The following is a 13,162-nucleotide window of genomic DNA, read 5'->3' on the forward strand; positions in this document are numbered from 1 at the left end:
ATAAGCCTGTTCTTCGAATTGAGGCAATGGTTCTTTTAATATGATTACCTTGAATAGTCAGTTTCTTTGTGATAGTATAGCACTATCGTTCTCGAATAGCAAACAGCGTTCTCTATTCGTGAACAACTTAGACAAATCGGGGGTCGACTTACGTGAAGAAAAAGGCATTATCCGTACTGTCCATTTTCGCTTTAACTGGTTCTCTGCTTGCGGGATGTGGTTCGTCCACCACGCAAACATCAACTCCAGCGCCAACTCCAGCACCTGCAGCTGGCAGCACCACGGAGAGCAGCGGTACACAGGTTCAGCTAGAAGACGCGCTCGTCGTTGCAGGAAACGGTGCAACTGTTGAAAAGCTGATGAAGGACGAGGTCTTCAAAAAATTTAACGAAAAGTACCCGAATGTAAAGCTTACATACGTATCTGGAGTATCGACTGAGATCGTAGCAAAGGTAAAAGCACAGAAAAACTCTCCACAAATCGACCTGACCATCGTTGAGGGCGGCGAACAGGAGAAGGGACGCCAAGAAGGCTTGTGGGAAGCGGTTTCCGCAGCGGATATCCCGAATATGAAAAATGTTCCGGATGATTTGAAGGTAACAGAGGATAGTGGGGTCGTCGTTAACTTCACGCCGATGGGCATCTCTTACAATAGCGAACTGGTAAAAGAAAAAGGCTTGCCTGTTCCACAGTCCTGGAATGATCTGACCAAGCCTGAAGTGAAGGGCAACATCACCATGACAGATGTAGCAAGTAACTTCGGACGCTCGACCATGATCATGCTTGCGTACTCCAATGGCGGTTCCGAGCGAGTGATTGAACCAGGCTTCGAAAAAATGGCAACGATTGCAGGATACATGCCTACCTTTGCGAAAAGCGCAGCGCAGCTTCAACAAAACCTGCAAAGCAAAACAGCTGCCTACACAACCTGGACAATGGCACGCAGCTTGACTCAAAAAGAAGCAGGTCTGCCACTTGAGTTTGTTTTCCCGTCTGAGGGCGGCAATATCGTACCGAACGTAGCTACGCTGGTGAAGGATGCCAAGCATCCACAGGCTGCAAAAGCGTTCGTCGACTTCCTTTTGACAGACGAGGTTCAAACAATGTACGCAACCAAGCTGTACTACAACCCAGCTACTTCTGTGAAGCTGCCGGATGACGTAGCCAAAACGCTAGAATTTGACCGCAGTAAAGTCGTGAATTTTGACTACGATGTAATCAGCAAAGAAACATCTGCTTGGCTGGATCGCTTTAATAAAGAAATTGCACCTAAAACAGGAAAGTAGGTATGCACGTGACCAAGGTGATTGACGTCGAACTACGCGGCATCATGAAAAAATTTCAAAACAATGTCGTGGTTCAAGACTTCAACCTGCAGGTGGAGCAAGGGGAGTTTATCGCTTTTCTCGGTCCATCTGGTTGCGGGAAGACCACGACACTGAACATGATTGCCGGATTTTTGGACCCGGATGGCGGCGATTTGCTGATCAAGGGCCAGCGCATGAATGGAGTACCTCCTTATAAACGCGAGCTGGGAATGGTGTTCCAGACGTACTCGCTGTTTCCGCACATGACGGTCGCAGAAAATATTGCCTACGGTCTGAAGCTGCGAAAAATAGGTAAACAAGAGATGCAGGAGCGTGTGAAGCGCGTACTGGAGCTGGTCAAGCTGCCGAATGTCGCCGACCGTTATCCGAAGCAGCTCTCTGGTGGACAACGCCAGCGTATCGCCATAGCGCGTGCGCTGGTGATCGAGCCCTCGCTCTTATTGCTGGACGAGCCGCTCAGTAACCTGGATGCGAAATTGCGTGAGGAGCTGCGCGATGAGCTGAAGCGACTGCATCAGGAAATCGGTGTTACTACGATCTTCGTCACACACGATCAAGAGGAAGCGCTCGCTCTCTCGGATCGAATCGTGGTTTTGAATCACGGCTTTGTCGAGCAGATTGGTACACCACTCGAAATTTACAATCAGCCTGCTTCTGAATTCGTCCATACCTTTATTGGCAAAACGAATCGGATGGAGGGCGAAGTCATCGGCATCGACGCAGATGGCGTCAAGGTGAGAACGACAGGCGGTCTGTTGATCCAGGCAGCCAAGCAGCAGCGAGAAGTCTCCCTTCAGCAAAAAGTGGTTGTGTTTGTACGACCTGAGAAGATTACACTGTCGGACACGGGGATGCATACAGGTGCAAATCTGGTAGAAGGACACTTACAGCTGGCTTCGTTTTTAGGCTCGTACACCGAGTGCGAAGTTGTGGCAGGCAAGCACACGCTTTCTGTCAAAGTCCAGATGACCGACAAATCAGCAGAACGGGAAGCAGGTACTACGGTTTACTGCAAGTGGAATGCAGAAGACGTGCTGATCATGCCTGCTGAGAGGGGATGACGGATGAACAAACGTCTCTCGATCACACTATTGACTGCACCTGCGATGATTGTACTTCTAGGTGTTTTTATCCTGCCGATGCTGCTTATGCTTATGCTCAGCTTCCAGGATGACAATCAAGGATTTACGCTGAAAAACTATGCGCTTTTTGTTCAGGATTCGTTCTATTTGGAAATTTTGTGGCGGACGATTCGGGTCAGCCTTTGGACGGTGCTGGCTACCTTGCTGCTCGGGTTCCCGGTGGCGATGTACATGGCACAGGCGACTGGAAAAATGCGCGGAATTGTCACGATGTTTATTCTTGCGCCCCATCTGATCAGTGTAGTTATTCGCAACTTTGGCTGGGTGGTTGTGCTTGGAGAAAAGGGCTGGATCAATGAGACGCTGATGAAGCTTGGTCTCATCGAGCAACCGCTGCGGCTTTTGTACAACGAGCTGGGGGTTGTCATTGGTCTGACCGATTCATTCATTGCCTACATGGTTTTGGCACTGGCTACGAGCATGTACGCGATTGATCCGTCGCTTTCCAAAGCGGCTTCGATTCTCGGCGCATCACGTGCCCGCACCTTTTTTACAGTGACGCTGCCACTGACCTTGCCAGGCATTATCGCTGGAACGACACTTGTCTTTAGCTTGTCGATGAGTGCGTTTGTCACGCCGGCTCTCATGGGTGGAACATCGGTAAAGGTTATGCCAGTAATCGCCTATGAACAAATTATGGCTACACTAAACTGGCCACTTGGTGCTGCACTTGCCTTCCTGCTTTTGGGTAGCACGATATTCCTGGTGACACTCTATACGAGACTGATTGAAACGAAGCGGTATAAAGAGGTGTTTGCGTCATGAAAAAGATCAACGTACTCGGACTCATCACATTCTTTGTGCTCATTTTGGTCAATCTGCCGTTTTTGGTCATCGTCCCGAGCTCGTTTACAGCGGCTGGGTATCTCGCATTTCCACCTGAGGGCTTTTCCTTGCAGTGGTATTCGATGATTTTGGATCGACCAGAGTTTATCGAATCACTTTGGACGAGTCTCAAGCTGGCTGCGATCACTGCCATTTTGGCGACATTCCTTGGAACGCTGGCTGCTTTTGCCCTATCCAAGTACAAGTTTCGCGGTAGTGGAGTCATCAATGCACTGATGCTCTCGCCGCTTACGGTGCCATCTCTGATCATCGGGATTTCAGCGCTGCTGTTTTTTACCCGGATTGGCATCGCAGGAACATTTACCGGACTGTTGCTGGCCCATATTTTGATCTCCATTCCGTACGTTGTGCGGTTGGTACTGACGGGACTGAGCACGTTCGATTATACGCTGGAAAAAGCGGGTTACATGCTGGGCGCCCATCCGCTTCGGGTGTTCTGGGACATCACGCTCCCGCTGCTGCGCCCAGCGATTGTGTCAGGAATGATCTTTTCGTTTTTGACCTCGTTTGATAATGTAACGGTTTCCCTCTTTTTGGTAGCGCCGGATACTACCACGCTGCCGCTCGCGATCTTTACCTATATGCAGGAGACGTTGGACCCGTTGGTGGCCTCCATCTCTGCGGTCGTGATCCTGCTGAGCCTGGTGTTTATCGTGCTGCTCGAAAAAGTGTACGGACTAGAGCGCCTGTTCGGACTCAATTCACAATCTCATTAAGGAAGAGGCACTATGTCAATTCACACTTATTTGCAAGACAACATGACTCACTTTCTTCAGTTGCTGGAAGAAGCGGTCAACATGGACTCGCCTTCGCGAGACAAAGCGCTGGGCGACCGGATGGCGGGCTGGTTCGCACTTCAGTTTCAACGGCTGACAGGTGGAAGGGCAGAGCTGATCCCGAATGCCACATATGGCGATCAGGTGCGTTGTACGCTTGGTGAAGGCGAAAAGCAAATTCTGATCATCGGCCACTACGATACCGTATGGCTGGAGGGAGAAGCGGCTCGCAGACCATTTACCATCCGTGACGGAAAAGCTTTTGGACCAGGTGTCTATGATATGAAAGCAGGCATACTGCAAGCGATGTTTGCGCTGCGGGCTTTGGTTAAGCAAGGTCGTATGCCTGCTGATAAAAAGATTGTATTGCTATTAAGCAGCGACGAGGAGATCGGCAGTCCAACTTCCAGACAGCTGGTAGAGGAGGAAGCGGAACGTTCCGTGGCCAGCTTTGTTCTGGAGCCACCGACGGAGCCGATTGGCGCATTGAAGACGTGGCGCAAGGGCAGTGCGCATTTTACACTCGCTGTTCAGGGAATTTCTGCTCATGCTGGTGTGGACCATCAAAAGGGAGTCTCAGCGATTGAAGAGCTGGCTCGGCAGATTCAATTTCTGCACAGCTTGACCGACTACAACAAAGGAACGACCGTGAATGTCGGGGTAATCAAGGGCGGGATCGGATCAAATGTTGTGGCGGATTATGCCGAGGCAGGCATTGATGTACGCATCGTTTCCATGGATGAAGCAGAACGGATCGAAAAAGTGATTCGGGAGCTCACACCGACGCTTAACGGCACGACCATTAGCGTTACGGGGGGCATTCGCCGTCCACCGATGGAACGAACAGAAGAGACTGGAGCTTTATTTTCGCTGGCCCAATCCATCAGCAAGAGCGAGCTGGGAATGGACTTGCAGGAATCGGGTACGGGGGGCGTCAGTGACGGGAATTTTGCCGCTGCATGCGGGATTCCGACGCTGGATGGACTCGGTACCAAGGGTGGCTACGCGCACTCGCCGGAAGAATGGATCGAACTGGGTGAAATACCGATCCGCGCTGCGTTACTGGCGCGATTGATCGAAGAAGTATAAAGAGAAAAAAAGAGAGCACCTGCTTCGATGCATATCGTACGGCATCGAATGCGGGTGCTTTTTACATGGAGAAGCGAATTATTTTACCGCAGCCAAATGGCGACGTCCCGTGGATAAGGCGAGAATGCTGATCACGACGACGATAGCCCCGACATAAAACGGCACGGTTGAGCCGTACATTTCTGCCAGCTTTCCTGCGAGCCAGGGAGCGATAGCGCCGCCTACGAAGCGGACAAAGCTGTAGGCAGAAGAAGCAACCGCCCGTTCGACAGGAGCCACGTCCATGACAACAGTCGTCAAAATTGTATTGATGATCCCCAAAATCGCCCCGGCAACTGCAATGGCGACAACCAGAGCTGTTTGAGATGAAACGGAAAATCCCATGTACGCCAAATCGACGGCAAGTAGGAGTAGCATGACATACAAAGTCGGAACCGAACCAAATCGGTCAGTCAGCTTTGGTGCAACAATGACGGATGTAATGGCAAGCAGGACGCCCCAGAAAAAGAAGACGAGGCCCAGACTGTGCTCATCCATGTGCAGAACGAATGGAGAGTAAGCTAGCAGCGTAAAGAAACCAAAGTTATAAAGCAGGGCGGTAATCGCCATCGTAAACAGCCCAGGATAGCGCAGCGCACGGAATGGATCGAGCAGAGATGTGCGCTTTTTCGGTTTCGGAACATCATTGAGTAAAACAAAAACAGCAAGAAAGGCAATCGCCATCAGCACGGAAACCCCAAAGAAGGGACCGCGCCAGCTAATTCCCCCGAGCAAGCCTCCCAAAAGCGGACCTACAGACATCCCCAGTCCAATAGCCGCTTCGTACAAAACAATCGCAGATGCGGTACCACCGCTTGCGACACTCACGATCACAGCCAGTGCGGTCGAGATAAAGAAAGCATTCCCGATCCCCCAGCCGGCACGAAACCAGACGATTCCATTAATCGAATTCGCCATACCACCTAAAAATGCAAAGAGAATAATAGCAAGCAAGCCGAACAGCATGGTTCTTTTTGGACCGATGCGACTGGACAGCCAGCCGGTAATAAGCATCGTTACGCCAGTCATCAGCATGTAGCTGGTGAACAGCAGCGATACCTGACTTGGTGTGGCATCCAGCTTGGCAGCAATCGCTGGCAAGATCGGGTCTACCAGCCCAATCCCCATAAAAGCCACGACACAGGCAAAAGCAACCGCGTAAGCCGATTTGGGTTGCTTCAAAATCGTCCGTAATGAATGAGAATCCGCAGACATTTAGTTGTTCCCTCCCTGATGTTTTGCTTCCAATTCATTTTTCTTGTTCACGATTCGATCGAGCTTTTCATCGTAGCTTTTCAAGAGCTCAGCCATCCGAGACATTTTGTTTTGCAAAAAAGTGCGTTGGCTCGTCAATGTTTCTTCCAATGTTTTTAAAGTCTCGATTCGCTTGAGCAGCTCCACGCCATGGGGCTCCCGGTCTTTGTAGTGCAGATTGTAATAATCGCGCTGTTCATCGTAAAAGCGACTAAGCTCCATCATGTCTTTGATCTCTGCAAGCGAAGCTCCGAGTAAATCGCGAATATCTTTCACGTGCAAAATCTGCTCGACATCCGCGTCTGTATACATCCGGTAGCCACTATCCGTTCTGCCAGAGGGAGAAACGAGTCCCAGCTCTTCGTAATAACGCAGCGCGCGCTTGGTCATATGCGTTTTTTGTGCGACTTCCTCAATGCGATACATGGATTTTCCTCCTTTCCTTTTGTAAGTTCATCACGAATCGTTTTAATTACAACTATAACCTTAACGTAAACGTTATGGTTTTTCAATGGGAATTTTTCTTATAGGGTTTGTTTGGTTCGTGTGGCTATACGTGTGGGGAAATCATTCATGAAACAAAACGGCCACATCCACTGTTATGAAAAAAGTCTCGATGTTTTTCACAGAAAAAAAGCCTGCAGGGGGCAGGCGTTGTAGAAGAAGATGACATGGGGAGGAGTGTTATTGCGAGGCTGTTTTTAGCTTTTTTACGACCCCATTCAGGTAATTAGCCCCGCGACTGCTTAGGATACCAGCCACAATGACAGAAACATAATAGCCGTTACCCTCTAAGGCAAGAGGATTTGCATCGAGGGCAAAAGAGAGAGAAATTCCGATGAGAATGGAGAGGACGTACGAGGATCGATCCTTGATATGATCAGGGAGAGCAGTCTTAAAAATTTCGGTTACGGCTTCAACCAGAATGGCCATGCATGTAAGTAAGCTAAGATTGTTAATGAGGTGGTCTACCAATGGAATGTGCCTCCTTTATTTTTATTAGAGGGGGGAAGGGGGAGTTGATCGCGGTTATGGCTTGTAGACAAACATCCATCCGCCACTTATTTGAAAAGGGGTAATGTCTGGAGGGGAAATCTGCCCCCAAGGGAGGTAGGTATCGCCCTCGTAAACGACACCTTGAACAAGGCGGTCATGAATCAGGAATAATCCGTTTCCCTTATACTCATGCTTGATATTAAGCAATGGCAGACATGTCCAAATAATGTGTGTAGCCTGATCAACGATGATTGCTGGCAGATCTCTTCCTACGACTGCTTTTATTTTCGGGTAGGAAGGCTTTGCTTTTGCGGATAACTGCCCTTCGACCGCTTTTTTAAATCGCTCAAACTCATTCGGATTCTGAACCCAAGGTAGAGGGCAGTCCTTCCATCCCACAACCCCTTTGTGCGTCCAAATATCCAAAGAAGTTAAGTGAAATTGCTTGCAGAGCATGCTAACCAGATTAACGGCTTGCTGAAAAGTTTTCTCTGTAATCTCGCCCTTCTTGTCGATGCACATTTCAATACCGATGGTAGAATCATTCGGATAGCTCCCGAGGCGGGTCAAAGCCTCTTTTGTGTAGGTCGTTGAGCCGCAATGATAGGCCAGTTCATCTGTTGGGACGTTTTGATAAATAGACAGATCGTCAACAGAGTAATGAGCACTTGCATAACGATCTTCTACACCATCATTTGGATTTTGATTGGCTAAACTGGCAAAGTAACGGGAGATATTAAGAGCAGGTGCCCCAGGACTTGCTGTGTAGTGCATCACAATTCCTTTGACAGCACGCAGCTTTTTGCCTGGTCGACTGAATGGATTGATTGGCAGGAGGTATGGTTGAATAGGAACCATCTACACCACCCTCCCTTGCATATATGTCTTCAGCTCTGTTTCAAGCTCCTTTACGCGATACTCCAGCTGTTGCCGCTCTACAACGAGTGTCGTGTATTTATCTCGCCACTCTTGCACGATTGTTTCCAGCTCCATACAGCGATTGCGCCAGACGTGGAGCTCTTCGCGCAGCTTGTCCATTTCCAGGCGTAGCTCTTGGCGAATCTGTTGATTCTCTTGAGAGATTTGCTGCCTGTCTGTGATCATCAACTCTTTCTTGTTGTTGTGGCGAGCGATGAGATAGGTGACAACTGCGGTCAGCACACTCGATGCTACCGTTGGAAGTGTAGAAGAGTTGATCCATGTTTGTAACATCCGTGTTCACCTGCCTTCTCAGTGGGTCTATCTATAGAGTAGACAGATTGAAAGAAATGCTCACAGCTAGATTCGTTTGTTTAAGAAAAAGAGTGAGGCCTGTAGTCAGCCCCACTCCCTTTATCCAATTTTGCTGATTGTGAAGTAATGATCCGTACTGGCTGAAGAATTTCTGTACAATGTGCTGATTGATTGCAGGCTATAGAGCTGGATTTCTACCGTTTCACCAGCTTTTAAATGTAAGATGGTTGAACCTGAAGCTGATACGGAATTGCCTCCCATTGAGTTGTAAAGGGTTGCGGCAGGTGCTCCATTTCTACATACATAAAGAATTTGTCTGTTCGAGGAAGTATTTTGGCTATTTGTTAAAATGGAGGAGGAAATCATATACAGACCGGATTGCTTCACAACATACGTTGAAGTAGTTGGATTATATTCGTCTCGTAAATCATATTCCTCCACATTGAAATTCACTTTGGTGTTTACTTGGGTATCGAATGACTGTGCTCCTGCAACAGTTGCCCGGAATGCATAGGGTCTAGGCTTTGTTGTTACATTAAAGCTGAGGGCAGTATACTCAACAATCTCTGGGGAGTACATAGCGTCCGAAGGCATTGTTAGCACAGCTTTTACGCGCAGATCTGCATGGAATGTGTTTTCAAAGGAAACGGGCTGACCTAATGAAACAGGTAGCCAGGTGGCGCCACCATCATTCGTCATATACCAATCAATCGTTCCACCGTTCAAGGTTTCTACGGCAGTTAATGTAGCTTTTTGAATAGGCGTAACGGAAGGGATTCGCGTACTGATGAATTCTTGGACGATCTCTCCAGTAAGAGTTCCTGTTGTTAGGGAATAGCCACTTAATTCTGGAGAGATGATTTCTGTTGGGGAGTCGAATATAGCTCGGATATTTAGGAGAGTTCCAGCGTTTTGAAAGACAATCTCATCACCGGATGTTACCGTATGCCAGTTTACGCCGTAATCATTGGAAATCTCTAGCGTAACGGATGTTTTTGTACCCTCGTAGACATACTCCTTATATTGCTTGTTAGTACCACCGTATTCCAAGGTAGACGCTAATGAACGAACAGTGCCGTTACTATCTCTGAAAATGAGATGGTCTCCAGCTTGATTGGTTACAACAGTAGTGGAATCGATGATCGATAAATCAGAGACCTTAAAGCTGATGAGCTTGTAGGCCGTTTCCTTAGCGGATTTATAAATGAAGTTCGCCACTCCATTATCGACAAATCCTGTGGCGGATACGTAATCTGCTGTAATGCCTGGGACTTTGATGGGGGATGTTGAGGCTAGGGTGTCTGGGTCAAAGGAGAGAATTTCGAGTTCGAAAGGAGAAGAATTAGTGATCTGGCCTGCATGTACAATGGCAAATCGATCGGCTAAAACATCATACTCAAATCCAAATACAGAAGTATTGGAATAATATTGACTGCCTAATGTAACTTGTTTCATAACCGTACCCAACTCATTGAATTGAGTTACGTAAAGTGAATATCCACCAAACCACATGACATACATATTTTTACGTACGGAATCGTATCTAGACCATACAGTAGATACTGAGGACGTGGTAAACATGAAATCTGGAATTGCTACTGAACAATCAGAGTTAATAACTACGCATCTTCCCTGGGAGTTCTGAGCTCTCCACACCCAGATTCGACCCTGACTGTCCATAGTCATATGGCTGTGCATGATACCTGCTGTGGAGCCCATTGGAATATACGTCCAGTTTATATACGTACTGCCATCGCTGTTAACTGAGCCAATCATGAGGCGGGCAGCACCTGCTGTACCATGATAAGTGAAGTAGACCCTGTTGTTCGCATCGACAATACAATCTATGCTGGTAATATTTGGAACACTGGTTAGTACTTCATTTGTTGACAAAATAGTTTTATCAAAGGCAATCGTTCCATCGGGATTAGTCACTTTTGCGTGAATACCGCTATTGTACCAAGCGACTCTCCATGTGCGATTGGTTCTGTCAACGAACCCTTTTGCCCATGCATAATTTTTTGTATTGTCCGTAGTAAAGCGTTCGGAAGAAAAGAATCCATATGTGCTTGGTTCATTTGCTGTATAGTCAATTGTCACTCGGTTCATCTCAGGGACATGGAGTGGCCTTGCATAAAACACGCCATTTCGAGTACCAGACATGTTCTTTACTACTCTAGCTTTCGAATCAACTACAACGCCAATGGAGTTTATGCTGTCAAAGTTAGCGGTAGAGGAAAAATCTTCTGAAAAGTTAGGGGTTGGTCCGATTTTAATACGTCCGCCTGAAACAATTGCAGAAGTATTCCCGGTGTCTACATAAGTAAGAGTGTTAAATCTCTCGGAATATGACTCCACCTCCGTGCTATTTGCGGTTCCATGCAGGATGTCAGAGCTGACGATGGTATATTTCCTGATCTCAGGCCCCGTCTTAGAACTATCAGGGGAAGTGAGCACTGCCCGGACTCGCAGATCACTGTTAATGGAATTGGCAAAGCCTATTTGTTCCCCCAATGAAACAGGTATCCAATCCGCACCTCCGTTGTTGGTTACAAACCAATCAATAGTTCCCCCGTCTAACGTCTGATCTGCTGTCAAAATTGCATGGAGTATCGGTGAAACTGATGGCAATTGCGTGCTTACCAGCTCTTGAATTAATTCTCCTGAGGGTGATCCAATAACTAAATTGTAGCGAGTAAGCTCAGGTGACATCGTACCAATAGGGGAGGTAAAGATGATCCGAACATGTAGGAGATTGCTTGGGGAAGGGAAGGTAATTTTTTGATCTAGAGCTGCAGGTAGCCATGTTCCGCCATTATCATTGGATACTTCAAACCGAATTTCAGTAGGAGTAGGGACAAAACTGGCTAAATGAACAGAAGAATTTTTGCCGCTGACCCAATTCGGATGGTAAAGCGTTTGAAGCGTGCCCGAGCTATCTCTGAACAAATACGGGAAACGTCCGTCTCTTGAGATCAATGTATCCTCGTCCGCGATACTCAAATCAGAGGCATTAACTGCCATGGAGCGCAAAATGCCCGGCGTCGTTGAGAATTCAAAATTAAATCGGTACGTATTGCCGTCTTTGACGATGGTAGATACTCGATCGGCTGGCTTTGTTTCGAACGTAACCGTGTGAAGGACATTTAGTGTGGCTGTGTCTATTTTATAGAGCCGCATGGCATTGGCGGGTTTAGCAGTGCTAACTAGTGAACCGATTACTACTATTGTATTTGTATCGGTGTCGTGTATTGCACTCCAGCCTTCTTTAATTGTAGTAGAATCAAGCGTTCTTTGAGTAAGGAGAGTACTTCCATCTACTGCCGAGACCTTGGATATAAATGATGAACCACTTGTTGAATACACAATTATGATAGCGTGTGTAGGAACATCGTAGAATAATCTAGCTGCCCAAAATGAACTCACGGTACCACGCCCAGGGGTCTCAAATGGAGCGAGTAACTGATTACAATTCGAATCGAATTTTTGAAGTGTAAATTTACTACTTGAAAAACTGTATAAAACCCAAATATTATTATCCTTGTCTACACACAAGGATGTTGATTTAAAAAAACCGGAGGAATGTACTGCAGAATCTAATTCCAACCAATCTAAGAAAGTTGTACCATCACCGTTCACAACCCCGATCAAAACTTTCCTAGTTTGAGTTGGAGATGTAAGGCTTACACCAGTCAAAAACCATACTCTGTTATTGTAATCCACTATGAAAGAACTTTGTTGAGTACCTAATGATGTTGAAGTCCACGGATTGTAATCTGCTGTAGGAAAGGGGAGGAGAAACTTTTCAAAGGCTAGTGATCCATCCGGATTTGTTACTTTCGCGTAAATCCCACTGCCTTTGACGAAAGAAACAATCCAAGTCCGATTGGTTCTGTCCGTAAACCCCATAGGGTGCACATATGATATTGTATCGTCAGTGGTTACTTTTATCTCCGAGGAGAACGCCATTGTGGAGGGAGTTGTGGTAGCTGCATGGATGGTAACCTCATTACTATACATGGTGGATATAGGGCTGACGGCAAGAATACCGTTTGTTTTACCAGGAGTTAAACTAGCTTTTCCACTCGCAGTATCATAGTTTATGTTGACAGAGTTTGCAGCATCAAAGTATTTAGTAGTTGAGAAATCCTCAGTAAAATCGGCAGTTTTGGCATTTCGAGCACGATTGGCTGAAATCACAGCAGTCGTTTTTTCCAAATCTACATAACCGGTTCCGTCAAAGGTCTCGGTGTACATTTCCGTTACTGTACTTCTACTTTGCTCAAGCTCGTCTACCCGCTTGGCCAGCTCCGGATCAGTAGCAGCGATTGGAACAACGCTATCTCCTGTCCCCATGAAAAGCTCGTGTGTATCGGTTGTAAAAAGAGGCTCCCCTGCCAAAGCGTCAGTGGGAAGGTTCTCTTTTAGTCCCCGTCTGAATTTGATTGGCAGCGTCACG

At 47.3% G+C, this 13,162-nt stretch carries 11 protein-coding genes; 5 read left to right on the top strand and 6 right to left on the bottom strand.

What is annotated here, in order from left to right:
* Positions 1–152: 152 nt before the first annotated feature.
* From ADS79_RS00960 to ADS79_RS00980, 5 genes are read left to right on the top strand one after another with little or no spacing between them, the layout of a single operon-like run.
* The gene (locus tag ADS79_RS00960) at positions 153–1,286 is read left to right on the top strand and encodes an ABC transporter substrate-binding protein (RefSeq protein WP_049736549.1); all 1,134 of its coding nucleotides are present in this window, start codon (positions 153–155) and stop codon (positions 1,284–1,286) included.
* Positions 1,287–1,294: 8 nt separating this feature from the next.
* Positions 1,295–2,389, top strand: coding sequence for an ABC transporter ATP-binding protein (locus ADS79_RS00965; RefSeq protein WP_049736964.1), 1,095 nt, complete (start codon positions 1,295–1,297; stop codon positions 2,387–2,389).
* A gap of 3 nt (positions 2,390–2,392) precedes the next feature.
* Positions 2,393–3,235 (top strand): ABC transporter permease, encoded by an 843-nt coding sequence (locus tag ADS79_RS00970; protein ID WP_049736550.1) that lies wholly within the window; start codon positions 2,393–2,395, stop codon positions 3,233–3,235.
* Positions 3,232–4,032: an ABC transporter permease gene (locus ADS79_RS00975; RefSeq protein WP_049736551.1), complete on the top strand. Its 801-nt coding sequence runs from the start codon at positions 3,232–3,234 to the stop codon at positions 4,030–4,032. Before ADS79_RS00970 ends, ADS79_RS00975 begins: the two co-directional genes overlap by 4 nt.
* A 12-nt stretch (positions 4,033–4,044) precedes the next feature.
* Entirely contained in the window at positions 4,045–5,181 is a 1,137-nt protein-coding gene (locus tag ADS79_RS00980) for a M20 family metallopeptidase (protein ID WP_049736552.1), read from the top strand.
* A gap of 78 nt (positions 5,182–5,259) precedes the next feature.
* Here the strand turns inward: ADS79_RS00980 and ADS79_RS00985 are convergent, their stop codons facing one another.
* The 6 genes from ADS79_RS00985 to ADS79_RS01010 all read right to left on the bottom strand — a co-directional run bounded on the left by ADS79_RS00985 (position 5,260) and on the right by ADS79_RS01010 (position 13,161).
* Positions 5,260–6,435: an MFS transporter gene (locus ADS79_RS00985; RefSeq protein ID WP_049736553.1), complete on the bottom strand. Its 1,176-nt coding sequence runs from the start codon at positions 6,433–6,435 to the stop codon at positions 5,260–5,262.
* Positions 6,436–6,900 carry a MerR family transcriptional regulator gene (locus tag ADS79_RS00990; protein WP_049736554.1) on the bottom strand — a complete coding sequence of 155 codons (465 nt, stop codon included), beginning with the start codon at positions 6,898–6,900 and terminating at the stop codon, positions 6,436–6,438.
* Between the two features lie 258 nt (positions 6,901–7,158).
* A complete protein-coding gene (locus tag ADS79_RS00995; RefSeq protein WP_236699840.1) occupies positions 7,159–7,449 on the bottom strand; it encodes a hypothetical protein in 291 nt (96 codons plus the stop codon).
* A gap of 54 nt (positions 7,450–7,503) precedes the next feature.
* Entirely contained in the window at positions 7,504–8,328 is an 825-nt protein-coding gene (locus tag ADS79_RS34050) for a peptidoglycan recognition protein family protein (protein WP_084765535.1), read from the bottom strand.
* Positions 8,329–8,682, bottom strand: a complete 354-nt coding sequence (locus tag ADS79_RS01005) for a hypothetical protein (protein ID WP_049736555.1) — start codon at positions 8,680–8,682, stop codon at positions 8,329–8,331.
* Between the two features lie 120 nt (positions 8,683–8,802).
* Positions 8,803–13,161: a C1q-like domain-containing protein gene (locus ADS79_RS01010; protein ID WP_049736556.1), complete on the bottom strand. Its 4,359-nt coding sequence runs from the start codon at positions 13,159–13,161 to the stop codon at positions 8,803–8,805.
* Position 13,162 lies beyond the last annotated feature (1 nt).

Source organism: Brevibacillus reuszeri (genome assembly GCF_001187725.1).
Taxonomy (GTDB): domain Bacteria; phylum Bacillota; class Bacilli; order Brevibacillales; family Brevibacillaceae; genus Brevibacillus; species Brevibacillus reuszeri.

Excerpts from the sequence above, each read along its gene's own strand:
- ADS79_RS00970 (WP_049736550.1), top strand. The coding sequence starts at position 2,393 with ATGAACAAACGTCTCTCGATCACACTATTGACTGCACCTGCGATGATT.
- ADS79_RS01005 (WP_049736555.1), bottom strand. The coding sequence starts at position 8,682 with ATGTTACAAACATGGATCAACTCTTCTACACTTCCAACGGTAGCATCG.
- ADS79_RS34050 (WP_084765535.1), bottom strand. The coding sequence starts at position 8,328 with ATGGTTCCTATTCAACCATACCTCCTGCCAATCAATCCATTCAGTCGA.
- ADS79_RS00975 (WP_049736551.1), top strand. The coding sequence starts at position 3,232 with ATGAAAAAGATCAACGTACTCGGACTCATCACATTCTTTGTGCTCATT.
- ADS79_RS00980 (WP_049736552.1), top strand. The coding sequence starts at position 4,045 with ATGTCAATTCACACTTATTTGCAAGACAACATGACTCACTTTCTTCAG.
- ADS79_RS00985 (WP_049736553.1), bottom strand. The coding sequence starts at position 6,435 with ATGTCTGCGGATTCTCATTCATTACGGACGATTTTGAAGCAACCCAAA.
- ADS79_RS00990 (WP_049736554.1), bottom strand. The coding sequence starts at position 6,900 with ATGTATCGCATTGAGGAAGTCGCACAAAAAACGCATATGACCAAGCGC.